Here is a 17250-nt window from a genome sequence, read left to right as displayed (position 1 = left end):
TGTGCGGTGGGCGAATGAATTCGCCCCTACATGTCGGTGCTGCCTTTTCGTGGGGGCGAATTCATTCGCCCGCCGCCGGTTCGGCCCGGCCTTTGCCCCAGGCGATGCCCCGGCGCAGCAGCTCGTAGAACACCGGCTGCTCCCACGCGCATTTCTGCTTCTCGGGCCAGTAGTCCATGAAGGGCTGCATGTCGTAGTGGCCGCGGCAGTGGCCGAGGGTCAGGTAGAGCACCGCGCCGGCGCCGATGGGGCGCAGGTAGAGCACCGGGTGGCGGGCGCGCTTCCACTTGCTGCGCGCGAAGCCGGTGCCCTCGCCTTCGAATTCGGTGTCGAGGAGCACGTGCAGTTCGGCGTGGATGTCGGACAGGTAGAGCTCGTCCACCACCTCGAAGGGCTCGATGCCCTGCACCAGCTCGTGCTTCGGGTCGGCCACCCCGACCCGGTAGGGGCCGATCGGCGGATGGGCGATGAACTGGCTGCCGAGGGTTTCCATGAAGTGCGGCGCCAGCGCCGGCGAATCCACCAGGCCGTTGTCGAGGAAGCGCAGGATCGACGCGGTGCCGTGCAGCGCGTACCAGCGCCCGCCGCCGGCCACCCAGGCGCGCAGGGCTTCCTGCTCGTCGAGGCTGGGGATCACGTCGCAGGTGTAGGTCACCAGGAAGGCCGCGTTACGGATCGCGTCGAGGTTCGAGTAGTCCTCGAAGACCCGCACGCGGATACGCTCGTCCTCGCCGAGCAGCTTGAGCAGTTCGAGGCGCGCGAAGTCGATGTCGTGGAACTTGCCGGAAGCCACCAGCACGCAGTCGATGCGGCCGGGCGTGTTGCTGTCGCTCATCGCCGCCTCCTCAGCCCACCGCGCGGATCGGCTCGCTGCCGTCCCAGTGGCGGGCGGCATCGCGCATCACGTCGAAGAAGGCGTAGTTGTCCGGCGGGAAGCAGATCATCTCGATCAAGCTGCCCGGGCCGCCGCCCGCATCCACGTAGATCGCCTCGCCGCCGCCGGGCAGCCAGATCTCCTGCAGCACCGTGGCGCCGGCCTCGGCGCAGATCCCCCGCGCCCTGGCCATGTCGGCGACGACGATGCACACATGGTGCAGGCCTTCGCGGCCCTCGCTGCGCCAGCTTTTATAGATCGACGGTGCGTCGTTGTGCTGCTCGATGATCTCCACCTGGGTGTCGCCCCAGTAGGCGATGTACACCGAGAAGTCGATGCTGGCCGGCTCGCCCTTGTACTTGGCGGCATCGACGGCGATGTTGGACAGCTTGAAGAACGGGCCGACGCCCATCGTCTCGGTCCAGTAGCGCAGCGCGCCGGGCACGTCGGCCGGTACGTAGGCCATCTGCATCACGCTGCCGAGGCGGCTGATGAGGGATTGATTGCTCATCGCGGCGCTCCTCAAGCCTGGGCCGCCGCGGCGACGGCGGCCTGGATTTCTTCGCGGGTGGGGTTGCGGCGCAGGGTCAGGCCGCCATTCACCTGCAGGTTCTGGCCGGTCATGAAGCACTCGTCGCTGGCCAGCCACACGGCGGCGGCGGCGATGTCCTCCTTGGTGCCGATGCGCCCCAGCGGGTAGCCGGACAGGAAGCTGTCGAAGAGGCCCGGCACGTCCTTGGCGCCGGCCGTCATCGGCGTGTCGGTGAGCCCCGGCGAGATGGAGTTGGCGCGGATGCCGCGCTCGCCGAACTCGTGGGCGACGCAGCGGATCACGTGGTCGGTGCCGGCCTTGGTGCCCATGTAGGCGGCGTGGTCGTTGAGCATGATGGTGGCGGTCGCCGAGCTGATCTGGATGATCGAGCCGCCCTTGGCCAGCGTATCCACCGCCGCCTGGCAGAAGTAGAACGGGCCCTTGAACTGCAGGTCGGTGATCTGGTCGATCTCCGCCACGGTGGTTTCGGTGAAGCCCTTCAGCAGGCCCCAGCCGGTGGCATTCACCGCGATGTCCACGCGGCCGCCCCAGTCCTTGGCAAAGGCGAACAGGGCCGCGACCTCGTCCTTGCTGGTGATGTCGCACTGGTAAGCCGCGCCGCCGATGGTCCTGGCGAAGCGGTCCAGCTCGTCCAGCTTGCGGCCGGCGACGACGACCCGTGCGCCTTCGTCATGGAAGCGGCGGGCGATGACCTGGCCCATGTTGTCTTTGCCGGCGGCGCCGAGAACGATCGCCACCTTGCCTTCGAGTTTCTTGCTGGCTGCCATGTCAGGCTCCTCCGCCGATGATCGATGAAGCGTTGTCGAGAACGATGTGGGCGCCGCTCATGTGGCGCGACTCATCGGATGCCAGGAACAGCACCGTGTTGGCCACGTCGGTGGGCTGGCCGAGGCCGGGCAGCGTGTCGGCGCCGACCGCCGCCAGCAGCGGGGTGTTGATCATTCCGGGCAGGATCGCGTTGCAGCGCATGCCATAGCCCTTCTCGCGGATGTGCGCGGCGAGGGTGGTGGTCAGCGCCAGGATCGCCCCCTTGGCGGCGGCGTAGGTGATGACCCCCGGAAAGCCGCGGATCGCCGACAGGGACGAGATGTTGATGATCGAGCCGGTGGCGCCGGGGTTGGCCTTCATCGCCCTGATGGCGGCCTGGCAGCCGAGGAAGGTGCCCTCGGCGTGGATCGCGTTGAGCAGCCGGTACTGTTCCAGCGTGGCCGTCTCGATGTCGGCCGGCACCACGATGCCGGCGTTGTTCACCAGGATGTCGAGCTTGCCGAAGCGCTCCAGCGCGGTGCCTACGGCCTTGTGCCAGTCGTCCTCGCTGCGCACGTCGTGGCGCACGAAGACCCCGTCGATGTCCTTGGCGAGGGCCTGGCCGGCGTCCTCGTTGAGATCGGTGACGACCACCCGCGCCCCTTCGCGCGCCAGCGCCAGCACATCGGCGCGGCCGAGGCCGGACGCAGCGCCGGTGACGAGGGCTACCTTTCCATTCACACGTGCCATTCTTTTGTCTCCTTCGGTCGATCTGCGCGGCCCGCCTCGAGGGGCGGACTCACTTTAAAAAACAGACTTGATTCTTTGCATAAAAAACGGACGCCGGGACCAATCTGGGGACCGCCACTTTCCCGGCGTCCGGGCGCAAGACTCAGTCCTGCAGCGCCTCCTCCGGCATCAGCGCCTTTTCCGCGGGGGTCATGACGTGGTTCTTCACGGTCTCGCCCTTGAGCAGGAAGTGGGACAGGGCCGGGATCAGGATCAGCGCGCCGAGCATGTTCCACAGGAACATGAAGGTCAGCAGGATGCCCATGTCGGCCTGGAACTTGATCGGCGACCAGGCCCAGGTGATCACGCCGGCGGCGAGGGTCACGCCGACCAGTGCCACCACCTTGCCGGTGAAGGCCACCGAGCGCTGGTAGGCCTCACCGAGGGAGTAACCCATGCGCTGCTGGGCCAGCTGCACGCTGAGCAGGTACAGCGCGTAATCCACGCCGATGCCGACGCCGAGGGCCACCACCGGCAGCGTCGCGACCTTCACGCCGATGCCCAGCTTGACCATCAGGGCTTCGGCCAGCACCGAGGTGAGGACCAGCGGCAGAACCGCCACCACCACCGCCCGCCAGCTGCGGAAGGTGATCGCGCACAGCAGGATCACCGACGCATAGACGTAAAGCAGCATGGTGCGGTTGGCTTCGCGGACCACGATGTTGGTGGCCGCATCGACGCCGGAGCTACCGGCCGCCAGCAGGAACTGGCGATCCTTGGTGTCGTGCTGGGCGGCGAACTCGCTGGCCGCGGCGACGACGCGGTCGAGGGTCTCGGCCTTGTGGTCGGACAGGAAGGCCAGCACCGGGATCAGCGAACACTGGGTGTTGAGGAACTCGGAGTTCCAGCTCATCGCGTTGCCGATCTGCGCGTCGATCAGGCCCTGGTTGTCGCTGACGGTGATCCACTTCGGGTTGCCCTCGAAGCCGCCGGCGGTGTAGTTGCGCACCGTGTCGGCCAGGGACACCGTCTGCTGCACGCCGGGCACCTGGGCCAGGTGCCAACTCAGGCGGTCGGTCTCGGTGAGGGTCTCGAAGGAGCGGCAGCTGTCCGGCGGCGTCTTCACCATCACCGCGAACACGTCGCTGGAGATGCCGTAGTTGGCGGTGATGAAGGCGTTGTCCTGGTTGTAGCGGGAGTCCGGGCGCAATTCGGGCGCACCGGCGTCCAGGTCGCCGATCTTCAGGTCGTGGGAGACGACGAAGCCGATCACGCCGAGCACGGTGCTGGCGACGATGGCGATGGTCGCCCAGCGGCGCTCGGTGAAGTGGTCCAGGCAGGCCCACAGCTTGCCCATGCCGCGGCCCTTGATCTCGTCGCTCTCTTCCTTGAGGCTGCGCCTGGCGGCCGCCGGGCTGACGCCGACATAGGACAGCAGCACCGGCAGCAGGATCAGGTTGGTGGTGATCAGCACCGCCACGCCGAGACTGGCGGTCATCGCCAGTTCGCGGATCACCGGGATGTCGATCACCATCAGCACCGCGAAGCCCACCGCGTCGGCCAGTAGCGCGGTGAGGCCGGCCAGGAACAGGCGGCGGAAGGTGTAGCGGGCCGCCACCAGCTTGTGGGTGCCGCGGCCGACGTCCTGCATGATGCCGTTCATCTTCTGGGCGCCGTGGCTGATGCCGATGGCGAAGACCAGGAAGGGCACCAGGATCGAGAACGGGTCGAGGCCGTAGCCGAAGGTCACCACCAGGCCGAGCTGCCAGATCACCGCCACCAGCGAGCAGAACAGCACCAGACCGGTACTGCGCACGCAGCGGGTGAACATGTAGATGATGATGGTGGCGATCACCGCAGCGATGGCGAAGAAGGCCATCACCTTCTGCAGGCCGTCGATGAGGTCGCCGGCCAGCTTGGCGAAGCCGATCACGTAGATGTTGACCTTGGCGTCCGGGCCGCTGGCGTAGCGGGCGCGGATGTCTTCCAGCGACTTCGACAGGTCGTGGTAATTGACCGCGTTGCCGTCGCCGTCCTTGGCCAGCAGCGGGATCTGGATCATGCTCGAGGTGTAGTTGTTGGCCACCAGGCTGCCCACCACGCCGGCGCGGCCGATATTGATGCGCAGATCCTCGATGGACTTGGCCGAGCCGTCGTAGTCGTTGGGCAGCACCGGGCCGCCGGTGAAGCCTTCCTCGGTCACCTCGACCCAGCGCACCACCGGCGTGAAGATGGACTTCATCCAGGCCCGGTCGACGCCCTTCAGGATGAAGATCTCGTCGTTGATCTTGGCCAGGGTGGCGAGGTAGTCGGCGTCGAAGATGTCGCCCTTGGGGTTCTCGATGACGACCCGCACCGAATCCCCGAGACCGCGCAACTGCTCCCGGTTTTCCAGGTAGTTGGCGATGTAGGGATGGCTGTGGGGCAGCATCTTGTCGAAGCTGGCGTTCACCGTCATGCCGCGCAGCTGGAAGGCGAAGAAGAGGGTGATCACCAGGCAGCCGAGCACGAGCAGCGCCCGGTTGTTGAAGATGAGTCGTTCGAGCAGGCTGCCGGAGCGTTCGTCGAAATCCTTCGGATCCGAGATCACGGCCATCTGCTGCTGATTGTGGCTAAGGTCCATGGCACTCACACTGAGGTTGGCAGGGGCGGCAGGGGCGCGCTCACTGGATGGATTCGAGGCGCACGCCTTCGGCGCCGACCAGGACGATCCGCTTGTCGTCCAGCGGGGCGAGGCCGAAATAGGCCATCGGGCGGCTGGTCTTGACCGGCTGGAAGGTCTTGCCGTCGTCGCGACTGACGTTCACCGCGCCGGCCTGGGTGGTCAGCAGCACGTTGCCGCCGGCCAGCGCCACGCCGCCGGTGATGCCGGCCGGGGTACCGAGGGAGGCCTTCTCCCAGCTGCGGCCCTGGTCGTCGCTGCGGTACAGGCTGCCGCGCATGCCGAAGGCCAGCACGGTGTCCTTGTCGGTGACGACGAGGCCGAACAGCGTGCCCTTGTAGGGCGTGGCGGCCTGCACGAAGCGCTGTGAGGCCTTGTCGAAGCGCCACACCGCGCCCTGCTCGCCAGTCAGGTAGAGACTGCCGGCGCGCCCGCGGATGCTATAGAAGTGCAGCTCGCCGGGGTTGTCGGTGCGGTCCATCCACGGCGTCCAGGTCTTGCCGCCGTCGGTGGTACGGAACAGGCGATTGAAGGTCCCGACGACGAAGCCGGTCGTCTCGCTCTCGAAATACACATCGAGGAAGGGCTGGGTGCCGCCGCCGGCCTGCAGGTTCTTTTCCCGCTCGACCAGCATCGCCGCCTCCGGCGCGCCGGAACCCTGGAACTGGCGCAGCGCCAGCTCGGCCGCCTGCACGCCGTCGAGCTGCTTGACCCAGGTGGCGCCGCCGTCGCGGGAATGCAGCACGACGCCGCCGTGGCCAACCGCCCAGCCCAGCTTGGGGCTCGGAAAATTGACCGCCACCAGGTCGGAGCCGACCGGCACGCGGGCCTGGGTCCAGCTGGCGCCGGCGTCGTCGGAATAGATGATCATGCCGCGCAGGCCGACGGCGACGATGCGCGTACCGGCCACCGCCGAGCCGAGCAGCGCGCTTGTCGCGCCGATCTTGCTCTGGGCGGCGGGGATGTTGATCGGATTGTCGAACGCCAGGGCGGTCCCCGCCTGCGTCGATGCGATGAGTAGCAGGGACGCGACGACCCCTGCCTTTTTTATTATCGGCAACACGTGTGTTCTCCTTCCACCAGGTGGGACTGGGGCGGGCGCCGGGCCGGATGTACCGGCCCGCGCCTGTCGGGGTGAGGCTGGGTGCGGGCTTAGCGGATACCGCCGCCGGCCAGGGCCTCGGAGCTGAAGAAGTTGTTGGGCTTGGCGTCGGTGACGATCCAGCCGCCGGTTTCGGTCACGTTCTGCTGGCGGGCGTAGTTGCCGGTAGCCAGGTCGGCGGTGACCCATTCGTCGGTGGAGTGGTGGCCCGGGGCGTCATACAGGGAGATCGGCAGGCTGTAGGTGACGCGGTAGATCTGGTTGGCCGAGTCGTAGCCCTCGGCCATGCCGATGCCGGGCATGTCCTCGTCCCAGTACAGGGTGCGCTTCGGATAGACGTGGCGCTTGCCGTCCTTGACGGTCGCTTCCACCACCCACACGCGGTGCAGTTCCCAGCGCACGCAGTCGGGGTTCAGGAAGTTCTTGGTGGCGAAGGCGGTGGAGCTCGGGCAGCTCTTCGGATCGCGCGCCTTGTAGGTGTTGTACGGGATGTACATCTCCTTCTTGCCGACCAACTTGAAGTTGTAACGGTCCAGCGCCCCGTAGAACACCGCCGCCTCGTCCACCGTGCCGGCACCGCCGCCGGTCGGGCTGGGCGTGTCGTAGGCGATGTCCGGCGACAGCTTCACGCGGCGCTGGCCGGGCAGGTAGGACCAGGCGCGACGACCGACGTTGACCATGTCCACCGAGTCATGCACGACCAGCTTCTCGCCGGCCTTGCGGGCGGGGTCGGCATAATCGACACGGATCTTCTCGTAGGGCTCGTCGGCACTGATCGGGGTGGTGCGCTTCGGATCGAAGATCGGGTACTGGATCCACATCGTGCCCACGCCGGTGGTGGTGGAGTTGCCCTGGGTATCCACCACGGTGCCGGTCATGCCTTCCGACATCAGCGCGTAGCCGTCGTACTTGAACAGGCGGTTCCACATCACCTCGTTGCCGGTCTTGGGGATCGGGAACGGGATGCCGGCGTAGCAGCCTTCCAGCTGCAGGCCGTTGTTGATGGTCTTGCAGGCGGTGGCGTTCTTGATCGAGTTGTCCAGATAGAACTGCGGATAGGTGATGTTGCGGTGGGTCGGATAGACGTCGATGCGGAAGCCGGCGTACTTCTTCATCATCGCCTTGATGCCCTCGGACAGCTTGCCGGCATGCTTGTCCATGTTCTTGGCATCGATGGAGTACAGCGGCTTCTCGTTGGCGAAGGGGTCGGGGCGGTGCTTGGGGTTCTTCGGGTCGAAATTGGCCGGCGGCTTGATCGGCCCGCCCAGGTCGGGAATCGTGCCTTCCTTGTTGCCCTTCTTCTCGGCGCCCCACGGAGTCAGCGTGGAGCCGAGCTGCTTGGCCTCCTCGGCGGTGACGGCGGCCAGGGCGGACGCGGAAACGGAAACGGTCGAGGCGACAGCCAGCGCGACCAGGGTGCAGATGTTCGTTTTCATGCCTTGTCTCCTGCCAGATTTTTAGAATGTGGTCTTGAACGTGAAGGACAGCCAGCTGCGGTCGCTGATCGCCGCGTTGCCGTTGAAGGCCGCCACGGTGCCGTTGGCGGCACGCAGGTAATTGCCGAAGTAGTTGGTGTAGGCCAGGTCGAACTTGTACTTGGCCATGTACTCGGCGCCGACCCCGATGCTCCAGGTGCCGCTGTTCTCGTTGCCGCCGAAGGGCACCGGGGAATTGCCCTTGAGGCCGATGTCGTAGTGGACCGGCAGGGTGATGTCGACGCTGGGCAGGGCCTGAAACCAGGTCGGCGTGAAGGTGGCGGAGACGCCGTAGGCCGAATCGGTGGAACAGCCGGACTTCACGCCGGAGCAGGCACCGTACTTGTCGCCGCCGAACAGCGCCTTGGAGCCTTCATCCACGTGGGCCAGGCGGCTGTAGGAGAGTTCGGCCATCAGCGTCGCCGAATCGAACACCGCCGTCTTGCCGACGTAGGCCAGCGCATTGACCAGGCCGTGCCAGGTGGCGCCGCGGGCGATCTGGCTGGCGCCGGACACCGTGTTGAGGGCGCCGTTGTCGCGGCGGACCAGCTCGGCGCCGAAGGCGATGCCGGAGATCTGCTTCGACACGCTGACGCCCCACAGGCGCACATCCTGCGCGTAGGCGTTGTACATGTAGCCGGCCGGGTTGGCGAGGATGGTCGGCACCTTGTCGTCGAAGTGGCGGTAGTACAGGCCCACGGTAGCCTGCAACCATTCCGGCGTCAGCTTGGTATTGACGCCCCAGCTGCCGCGGTTGCCCGGGGTGTGGCCGCTGCGGTCGCCCAGGTAGGGCGTGCCGAAAACGTTGGTGCCGCCGGCGAAGAAGGGATCGGCGCTGGCCAGGTAGGTACCGCCTTCGGGCAGGCGGTACGGCGCCCATTCAAGGTAGTACTGGGCCGCCACCGACACGGTGTCGTTGAGCTGGGCCTGGGCCGACAGCTGACTCAGCGGCAGGTAGAGTTCCTTGGCCTCGGAGCCTGGCGTCGCCAGCGCCTTGCGGAAATCCACCGGGCCTTGCGAGTAGGACACACCGTGGATCGGCGTAAACAGCGACTCGCCCCAGTAGATCGTGTGGCGGCCGAACTTCACATTGACCGGCACGTCGCCGATGTCCAGCCGGCCGAACACGAAGGCGTCGAGCAGCTCGCCGGACTTGGTGTAGTAGCGCTTCACCGTGTCGGTGTAGCGGTTGCCGGCATAGGGCGACGGCAGCGCCGCCAGGGCCGGGTTGCCCTCGAACTTGTCGTTGTAGGCCGCGTCGTACCAGGCCGCGCCGGACAGGCGGAAGCCATAGTTCTTCTTGACCACGAAATCGAACTCGGAGAGCAGGTCGACGCGGTTGGTGACCAGGTCGCCCTTGTCGAACTTGCCGTCGCTGCCGTTGTGCAGCCAGGTGTTGTAGATGCTGGCGTCGCGCCCCTTGGTACGCATGCCGACGTTGTACTTGACGGTGTTGTCCCAGCGGATCTCCACGTCCGACTCCGGCGCCGTCGGGATCTGGAACGCCATGGCCTGGCCAGCGGCCAGGGATGCTGCCGCGACCGTGACTGCGGTCGCCATCCGACGACGCGGAATACCGCTGACGAATCTGTTTTTCACGCCTATACCTCCTCCGGTTTGAACACTGCAAGGCTCTCCGGACACCTTCCCGATCCGGCCCAACCCAGTCTCTTTGCTTGATGTAAAAAACCATCTAGCTCGTTTTTTTTGAAAGATTACTCCCAAACTTTTGAACTGCCAAGCGGGAATTTGGAAATCTCGACAGAAGCACCATGGGCGGTGCCAGAAGACACCCGCACCGCCCTCACGGAACTGGCGGAAAGCCATGCGTGGCGCGGATCTCAGTGAAACCGGGGAATGCCCTGCAGAACGGCGGACAGGCTGGATGGGATGCGGAAACTACGGCTTTCAGGCCCGCCGCAAGGCGACGTGGGAGCGGATCAGATCGAGGGCGTCGGCGCGGAAACACTCCCCCGGCTCGCTCGACAGCCAGTGCTTGATGAGTCCGCTGAGAAACAGGAAAGTGTCCTGGGCCACCACGGCCGGATCGAAACCGGCCCGCAGCACGCCCTTCGCCGCCGCCCGCCGGTAGGCGGCGGCGAGGCTGGCCAGGAACTCCAGCTGGCCGGCCGTCCGCTGGCGCAGGCCGCTGAATTCTTCAACGTATTCGCACTTGTAGCTGAGGATCTCGATGGTCTCCCGCGTCTCCGGTTCATCGGACAGGATATGGATGACCTCGCCCAGCGCACGCTCGATCCCCTGCAGCGGGTCGCCTTCGACCTCGTCGAACACCACCCGGTCCACGAACGGCAGCGTGGCCTGCTCGCGCATGGCAAAGAAAAGATCAGTCTTGTTCTTGAAATGCCAATAGACTGCCCCGCGGGTCACCCCGGCGGCGGCGGCAACCCTTTCCAGCGTCGTCCGGGCCACCCCGCATTCCAGGAAAACCCGCCGGGCAGCATCGAGAATGTGACGGCGGGTGAGCTCGGCCTCTTCTTTTGTATTACGAACCATTCGGGTTTTCCGATATCTGAAATTTGTCGTAACATCATTTACATACATCCGTGATTGTATAAACTTTTCCTGATCACAACCAAAAATCCAGCCCCAGGAAGTCACCCATGAACGCCACCCCGACCGCCTCCTGTACGTTCGCGCGCCGCGCGACCCTGCCCACCCTCGTCGCCGCAGCCCTGCTGCTGGGCGCCTGTACGAGCAAGGACCAGCAGGCCGGCCCACCACCGGGCGCCGGCCAGGCCCTGCCGGTAACGGTGCTGGCGGTGCAGCCGACCCGCGTCGAAACCAGCGTCGAAGCGGTGGCCCAGACCGAGGGCGCGAAGGAAGTCGAAGTGCGCGCCCGCGTCGGCGGCATCCTGACCAAGCGCATCTATGAAGAAGGCACCGCCGTGAAGGCCGGCCAGCCGCTGTTCCAGATCGACCGCGAGCCGCTGGAAGTGGCCGTCGCCCAGGCCAGGGCCCAGCTCGCCCAGAGCAAGGCCCGCCTAGAGCAGACCGCCCGCGAGGCGGCCCGCTTGAAGGCCCTGCTGGCCCAGCAGGCGATCAGCCAGCGCGAATACGATACCGCCGCCTCCGACGACGCGGCCGCCCGCGCCGCCGTGCAGGCCGCCGAGGCCTCGCTGCGCCAGGCCGACCTGAACCTGACCTGGTCGTCGGTCAGCGCGCCGGTGTCCGGCGTCACCGGCCGCGCCGCGGTGTCGGAAGGCAATCTGATCAGCACCGGCGGCCTCCTCACCACGGTGGTCCAGGTGAATCCGATGTGGGTGCGCTTCTCGGTATCGGAGAACGAACTCAACGCGGCAATGCCCGGCGGGAAGTTCAAGCCTCAGGCGGTGCGTGGCGTCGAGCTGGTGATGCCGGACGGCAGCACCTACCCGGTACGCGGCAAGCTCAACTTCGCCGCCAGCCAGATCAACCCCGGCCTCGGCACCCTGCAGCTGCGCGGCGAATTCGCCAACCCGGACGGCGCGCTGCTGCCTGGCCAGTTCGTGCGCGCCCGCCTGCTCACCGGCGAACGCGACGGCGTCTTCAAGGTGCCGCAGAACGCGGTGATGCAGACCGACAAGGGCGCCGTGGTGATGCTCGCCGGCGCCGACAACAAGGTCGAACCGCGGCCGGTACAGACCGGCGCCTGGAGCGGCAAGGACTGGATCATCCTGGGCGGCCTGAAGGCCGGCGACAAGCTCATCATCGACAACCTGATCAAGGTCCGTCCGGGCGCCCCCGTCGCCCCCCACGCGCCGGGCGAAGGCCCCGGCGCCGCCGGCAAGCCGGGCGCCGCCCCTGCCGCGGCACCGGCGGCTGCGCCGGCCAAGGGTTGAGGGAGCACGGTCCATGTCGCGTTTCTTCATCAGCCGCCCGATCTTCGCATCGGTCATCTCGATCATCATCGTGATCGCCGGCCTCATGGCCTCGCTCACGCTGCCGGTCGCCCAGTACCCGGAGATCACGCCGCCGACGGTGATCATCTCCGCCACCTTCCCCGGCGCCAACGCCGAAACCCTGTCGCGCACCGTCGCCGCCCCGATCGAGGAGCAGCTATCGGGCGTCGAAGGCCTGCTGTACTACAACTCCCAGAGCACCTCGAACGGCACGGTCAGCATCACCGCCACCTTCGAGGTCGGCACCAACCCGGACACCGCGCTGATCGCCGTCAATAACCGCGTCAAGGTGGCCGAGCCGCGCCTGCCCGACGACGTGCGGCGCACCGGCGTGCTGGTGCAGAAGCGCTCCAACAACATCCTGATGCTGGCCGCCGTCCGCTCGCCGGACAACACCTTCGACACGCTGTACCTGGCCAACTACGTGGCCATCAACATCATCGAGGAAATCCGCCGCATCCCCGGCGTCGGCGACGCCCAGCAGTTCGACCCGCTGTACGCGATGCGGGTGTGGCTGAAGCCCGACGTGATGGCCAAGCTGGGCGTCACCACCACCGACGTGGCCAACGCGATCAAGGTGCAGAACACCCAGAACGCGGCCGGCAAGATCGGCGCCGAACCGGTGGTGAACGGCCAGCAGCTGACCTACACCGTCAGCGCCAAGGGCCGCCTGCTGACCCCCGAAGAGTTCGGCAACATCGTCCTCAAGGCCAGCGGCCCCAACGGCGTGGTGCGCCTGAAGGACGTCGCGCGCCTTGAACTGGGTGCCGACAACTACGACCGCAGCGCCAAGGTGAACGGCTCGCCGGTGTCCGGCATGGGCATCTACCTGCAGTCCGGCGCCAACGCGCTGGACACCGCCAAGGCCGTGCGCGCACGCCTGGACGAGATGCAGAAGCGCTTCCCGAAGGGCATGGAGTACTTCGTGCCCTACGACACCACGCGCTTCATCCAGGAATCCGCCAAGGAGGTGATCCACACCCTGATCGAAGCGGCCATCCTGGTGATCGCGGTGGTCTATCTGTTCCTGCAGAACTGGCGGGCCACGCTGATCCCCATCGTGGCGGTGCCGGTGTCGCTGATCGGCACCTTCGCCGGCATGTGGCTGTTCGGCTTCTCGATCAACACCCTGACCCTGTTCGCGATGGTGCTGGCGATCGGCATCGTCGTGGATGATGCGATCGTCGTGCTGGAGAACGTCGAGCGCCTGATGAGCGAGCAGAAGCTGTCGCCGAAGGACGCCGCCATCGAGGCGATGCGCGAGGTGTCCGGCGCGGTGGTGGCCATCGTGCTGGTGCTGTGCGCGGTGTTCATCCCGGTGGCCTTCCTCGGCGGCATCGCCGGCAAGCTGTACCAGCAGTTCGCCGTCACCGTGGCGGTGGCGGTGGTGATCTCGGGCATCGTCGCGCTGACCCTCACGCCGGCCCTGTGCGCGCTGCTGCTCAAGCCGACCCATGAAGAGAAGCCGCTGTTCCGCCCCTTCAACCGGGCCTTCGAAGGCTTCACGCGCCTCTACACCAACACCGTCGGCCTGACCCTGCGCCACGGCATCGTCGGCACCGTCGTCTTCGTGCTGACCATCGCCGCCGCCTTCGGCCTGCTGCGCGTCGTGCCGGGCAGCTTCGTGCCGGCCGAGGACCAGGGCTACCTGTTCGGCTTCGTCACCCTGACCGACGGCGCCTCGGCGCAGCGCACCGGCGTGGCCGCCGAGCAGATGCGCCAGCGCATCATGTCCGACGACATCGAGAACATCTTCTTCATCAACGGCTCGGATTTCATCACCGGCAACAACCGCCCCAGCGTGGCGACGACCTTCATCGTCTTCAAGCCGTGGGACCAGCGCCAGGTGACCACCACCGACATGGCCGGCAAGTTCATGGGCATCGGCATGAGCCTGACCGACGGCCTTGGCCTGGTCTTCAATCCGCCGCCGATCCAGGGCCTCGGCACCGCCGGCGGCTTCGAGGTGTATGTGCAGAACCGCGCCGACGGCGACCCGCGCACGCTGGCGGCGGTCAGCGCCCAGTTCGTCGAAGCCCTCAAGAAGCGTCCCGAGCTGACCGGCATCAACACCTTCTTCCGGGTCACCGCGCCGCAGCTGTACGTGGAGGTGGACGAGCCGAAGGCGCTGGCGATGGGCCTTCCGCTGGATGCCATCTACGCCACCCTGCAGGCCAACACCGGCACGCTGTACGTCAATGACTTCAACCGCAGCGGCAAGACCTTCAAGGTCCAGGTGTCGGCCGACTCGGCCTACCGCATGAAGCCGGACGACCTGCTCAAGCCCTACGTGCGCAGCGCCAGCGGCGAAATGGTGCCGCTGTCGGCGGTCGCCACCGTCAAGACCATCACCGGTCCCGAGATGGTGGAGCGCTTCAACGGCTTCGTCGCCGCCAAGGTGCTCGGCAACTCCGCCCCCGGCTACAGCTCCGGCGACGCCATCAAGGCGGTCGAGGAAGTGTCCCGGGAGGTGCTGCCGGAAGGCTACCGCGCCGAATGGGTCGGCCAGGCCTTCCAGGAGAAGCGCACCGGCTCGGCGTCGATCATCGCCTTCGTGTTCGGCATCATCATGGTGTTCCTGATCCTCGCCGCCCAGTACGAGAAGTGGTCGCTGCCGCTGGCGGTGATCATGGCGGTGCCTTTCGCGATGTTCGGCGCGCTGGTCGCGGTGCTGTTGCGCAACATGCCCAACGACATCTACTTCCAGATTGGCCTGGTGGTGCTGGTCGGCCTCGCCGCCAAGAACGCGATCCTGATCGTCGAGTTCGCCGCCCAGAAGCAGGCCGAAGGCATGAAGATCGTCGACGCGGCCATCGAGGCGGCACGCCTGCGCTTCCGTCCGATCGTGATGACCTCGCTGGCCTTCGTGCTCGGCGTGCTGCCGCTGGCCATCTCCAGCGGCGCCGGCGCCGCCGCACGACGCTCGATGGGCACCGGCGTGGTCGGCGGCATGCTCGCCGCAACCTTCATCGCGACGATCTTCGTTCCCCTGTTCTTCAAGTGGCTCAGCCGCGGCAAGGTCCGCCATCCGGCCGGCGACCTGCCCAAGAACCACTCCAGCCACGACGAGGTGAAGCCATGAACCGCCCCCGACTGACCGGCCTTCCGCCCCTGCTGGCGCTGGCCCTCGCCCTCGGCGGCTGTGCCCTCGGCCCCGACTACGCGCGCCCCGACGCCGCCGTCGCGCTGCCCGAGGCCTACACCGCCGCCGCCCCGCTGGCCCAGAGCCCCGGCGTGGAAAGCAACTGGTGGAGCCTGTTCGGCGACGGCCAGCTCGACGCGCTGGTCAAGCAGGCCCTGGCCAGCAGCCCCGACGCCCGCCTCGCCGCCGCCCGCATCGAGGAAGCCGACGCGGTGCTGGCCCAGGTGGACGCCGCGCTGCTGCCCCAGGTGGACGGCAACGCGTCGAGCACCCGCAGCCGCACCGTGCTGCCCAACACCAACCCGCCGAAGAACCTGACCCGCACGGTCAACAAGCTTGGCCTGTCCACCTCCTTCGAGCTGGACGTGTGGGGCAAGCTGCGCCGCGCCTCCGAAGCCGCCCGCGCCCAGGCGCTGGGCACCCGCTACGCCAGCGACACGGTGTCCCTCAGCCTGTCCGCCGCGGTGGTGCAGGCCTACCTCAACCTGCGCGCCATCGATGCCCAGCTGCTGGTCACCCGCGACTCCCTCGCCGCCCAGCAGCGCAGCACCGAGCTGACCCGCAGCCGCTTCAGCGGCGGCATCGCCTCGCGCCTCGACGTGGAACAGGCCGAAGGCGCGCTGGCCAGCTACACCGCCGTGCAGCTGCAGCTCGACAAGAGCCGCGCCCTCGCCGAGAACCTGCTCGGCCTACTGGTCGGCCAGCCCGGCCTGAAGGTCGCCGCCGGCGACCTGCGCAGCCTGCCGCTGCCGCCGGTGCCGCCGGCCGGCCTGCCGTCCGCGCTGCTGGAAGCCCGCCCCGACGTGCGCCAGGCGGAAACCGCGCTGATCGCCGCCAATGCCAGGATCGGCGTCGCCAAGGCCGCGCTGTTCCCGAGCATCACCCTCACCGGCAGCTTCGGCCGCGAAAGCGCGGACCTCTCCAAGCTGTTCGACGCACCGGCCACGGTGTGGTCCCTCGGCGCCGGCCTGACCCAGCCGATCTTCGAAGGCGGCCGCCTGCGCGCCCAGGTGGACCAGGTCAGCGCCCAGCAGAAGCAGAGCCTCGAGAGCTATCGCAAGGCCGTGCAGACGGCCTTCCGCGAAGTGAACGACGCGCTGGTCAGCGTGCGCCAGAACGGCGAAGCCGAAGACGCCTACGGCAAGGCGATGGACGCCGCCAAGCGCGCCCTGCAGCTGGCCCAGACCCGCTACGAGCACGGCTATTCCGCCTACCTCGACGTACTGGTCGCCCAGCGCACCGCCAACGACGCCACGCTGGCCTGGGTGCAGAACCGCCAGGCCCGCCTCAGCTCGACGGTGGACCTGTTCAAGGCCCTCGGCGGCGGCTGGAAGGCCGGCTGAGCGGCAAGGCCACAGCGCACGACGAAAAGGCCAGGGCCGACGCCCTGGCCTTTTCGTTTGCACCGCGAGGGCCTGTGCAAAAATGGCGTCCCGCTACCGACACCCGTCCAGCCCATGTCCGCCGACCGCCCTGCCCTCGTCCAGCTCCATACCGACATCGACACCCGCGTCGCCGGCATCCGCACCGATCACCCCGACTGGCTGTGCGCCAAGGGCTGCGCCACCTGCTGCCGGCGCCTCGCCGACGTACCGCAACTGACCGCCGCCGAATGGACGCTGCTGCAGGAAGGCCTCGCCGCGCTGCCGGCCGAACGCCTGCAGCGCATCGCCACAGCGATGGCCGCCCTCGGCGAGCACCCGCCGCGCCCCGTCACCTGCCCACTGCTCGACCCGGCCACCGACGCCTGCCTCGTCTACGCCCATCGCCCGGTGGCCTGCCGGACCTACGGCTTCTACGTGCAACGGAACAAGGGCCTGTACTGCCACGACATCGAAACCCGCGTCGCGGACGGTGCACTCGACGATGTGGTGTGGGGCAACCACGATGCCATCGACCAGCGCCTTTCCGGGCTCGGCGAGAGCCGGGCACTGACGGCGTGGTTCAGGGAATGGAAAGACGACCCGGACAGCCGTTCCCCGTGATGCACACCATTCCGAAAGAATATTTCCGTACTGGCGGGACACTTCCCGCGGACGCGGGGGAGCGGCTTGCCGAATGCATCCG

13 protein-coding genes are annotated in these 17250 nt (G+C 67.3%); 4 read left to right on the top strand and 9 right to left on the bottom strand.

The genetic code is table 11. The annotated features are described in order from the left end of the window. Positions 1-61 precede the first annotated feature (61 nt). From B4920_RS13235 to B4920_RS13195, 9 genes are all read right to left on the bottom strand, one after another. Positions 62-835, bottom strand: coding sequence for a ThuA domain-containing protein (locus B4920_RS13235; RefSeq protein ID WP_079435163.1), 774 nt, complete (start codon positions 833-835; stop codon positions 62-64). A gap of 10 nt (positions 836-845) precedes the next feature. Continuing rightward, positions 846-1385 (bottom strand): VOC family protein, encoded by a 540-nt coding sequence (locus B4920_RS13230; protein WP_079435162.1) that lies wholly within the window; start codon positions 1383-1385, stop codon positions 846-848. 11 nt (positions 1386-1396) lie between these two features. Next, entirely contained in the window at positions 1397-2194 is a 798-nt protein-coding gene (locus B4920_RS13225) for an SDR family oxidoreductase (RefSeq protein WP_079435161.1), read from the bottom strand. A 1-nt stretch (position 2195) separates the two neighbouring features. Beyond that, complete coding sequence (locus tag B4920_RS13220; protein ID WP_079435160.1) at positions 2196-2924, bottom strand: SDR family oxidoreductase; 729 nt, start codon at positions 2922-2924, stop codon at positions 2196-2198. A gap of 142 nt (positions 2925-3066) precedes the next feature. Next, on the bottom strand, positions 3067-5526 hold the full coding sequence (locus B4920_RS13215) for an RND family transporter (RefSeq protein ID WP_079435159.1): 2460 nt from the start codon (positions 5524-5526) through the stop codon (positions 3067-3069). A gap of 40 nt (positions 5527-5566) precedes the next feature. Further along, positions 5567-6628 carry a YCF48-related protein gene (locus tag B4920_RS13210; RefSeq protein WP_254050930.1) on the bottom strand — a complete coding sequence of 354 codons (1062 nt, stop codon included), beginning with the start codon at positions 6626-6628 and terminating at the stop codon, positions 5567-5569. Positions 6629-6717: 89 nt separating this feature from the next. Beyond that, positions 6718-8103, bottom strand: a complete 1386-nt coding sequence (locus tag B4920_RS13205; RefSeq protein ID WP_079435158.1) for a DUF1329 domain-containing protein — start codon at positions 8101-8103, stop codon at positions 6718-6720. Between the two features lie 21 nt (positions 8104-8124). Continuing rightward, positions 8125-9741, bottom strand: coding sequence for a DUF1302 domain-containing protein (locus B4920_RS13200; protein WP_254050929.1), 1617 nt, complete (start codon positions 9739-9741; stop codon positions 8125-8127). A 309-nt stretch (positions 9742-10050) separates the two neighbouring features. Further along, positions 10051-10656 (bottom strand): TetR family transcriptional regulator, encoded by a 606-nt coding sequence (locus tag B4920_RS13195; protein ID WP_079435156.1) that lies wholly within the window; start codon positions 10654-10656, stop codon positions 10051-10053. A 107-nt stretch (positions 10657-10763) separates the two neighbouring features. Between B4920_RS13195 and B4920_RS13190 the strand changes: the two genes are divergently transcribed. The 4 genes from B4920_RS13190 (at position 10764) to B4920_RS13175 (ending at position 17168) form a co-directional block, all read left to right on the top strand. Continuing rightward, positions 10764-11981 carry an efflux RND transporter periplasmic adaptor subunit gene (locus B4920_RS13190; protein WP_079435155.1) on the top strand — a complete coding sequence of 406 codons (1218 nt, stop codon included), beginning with the start codon at positions 10764-10766 and terminating at the stop codon, positions 11979-11981. 13 nt (positions 11982-11994) lie between these two features. After that, positions 11995-15123 carry an efflux RND transporter permease subunit gene (locus B4920_RS13185; RefSeq protein ID WP_079435154.1) on the top strand — a complete coding sequence of 1043 codons (3129 nt, stop codon included), beginning with the start codon at positions 11995-11997 and terminating at the stop codon, positions 15121-15123. Then, complete coding sequence (locus tag B4920_RS13180) at positions 15120-16526, top strand: efflux transporter outer membrane subunit (RefSeq protein ID WP_079435153.1); 1407 nt, start codon at positions 15120-15122, stop codon at positions 16524-16526. Before B4920_RS13185 ends, B4920_RS13180 begins: the two co-directional genes overlap by 4 nt. Before the next feature lie 114 nt (positions 16527-16640). Then, positions 16641-17168 (top strand): YkgJ family cysteine cluster protein, encoded by a 528-nt coding sequence (locus B4920_RS13175; protein WP_079435152.1) that lies wholly within the window; start codon positions 16641-16643, stop codon positions 17166-17168. Positions 17169-17250: the final 82 nt, after the last annotated feature.

The sequence above is a fragment of the Zoogloea sp. LCSB751 genome (assembly GCF_002028455.1).
In the GTDB taxonomy this organism is placed as follows: Bacteria; Pseudomonadota; Gammaproteobacteria; order Burkholderiales; family Rhodocyclaceae; genus Zoogloea.
The sequence above is the reverse complement of the archived record's forward strand: the minus strand, read 5'-3'. Positions and strand labels throughout refer to the sequence as shown.

Bases quoted from the DNA above. Each gene is read 5' to 3' on its own strand.
- B4920_RS13235 (WP_079435163.1), bottom strand. From the start codon at position 835: ATGAGCGACAGCAACACGCCCGGCCGCATCGACTGCGTGCTGGTGGCT.
- B4920_RS13230 (WP_079435162.1), bottom strand. From the start codon at position 1,385: ATGAGCAATCAATCCCTCATCAGCCGCCTCGGCAGCGTGATGCAGATG.
- B4920_RS13225 (WP_079435161.1), bottom strand. From the start codon at position 2,194: ATGGCAGCCAGCAAGAAACTCGAAGGCAAGGTGGCGATCGTTCTCGGC.
- B4920_RS13220 (WP_079435160.1), bottom strand. From the start codon at position 2,924: ATGGCACGTGTGAATGGAAAGGTAGCCCTCGTCACCGGCGCTGCGTCC.
- B4920_RS13215 (WP_079435159.1), bottom strand. From the start codon at position 5,526: ATGGACCTTAGCCACAATCAGCAGCAGATGGCCGTGATCTCGGATCCG.
- B4920_RS13205 (WP_079435158.1), bottom strand. From the start codon at position 8,103: ATGAAAACGAACATCTGCACCCTGGTCGCGCTGGCTGTCGCCTCGACC.
- B4920_RS13195 (WP_079435156.1), bottom strand. From the start codon at position 10,656: ATGGTTCGTAATACAAAAGAAGAGGCCGAGCTCACCCGCCGTCACATT.
- B4920_RS13190 (WP_079435155.1), top strand. From the start codon at position 10,764: ATGAACGCCACCCCGACCGCCTCCTGTACGTTCGCGCGCCGCGCGACC.
- B4920_RS13185 (WP_079435154.1), top strand. From the start codon at position 11,995: ATGTCGCGTTTCTTCATCAGCCGCCCGATCTTCGCATCGGTCATCTCG.
- B4920_RS13180 (WP_079435153.1), top strand. From the start codon at position 15,120: ATGAACCGCCCCCGACTGACCGGCCTTCCGCCCCTGCTGGCGCTGGCC.
- B4920_RS13175 (WP_079435152.1), top strand. From the start codon at position 16,641: ATGTCCGCCGACCGCCCTGCCCTCGTCCAGCTCCATACCGACATCGAC.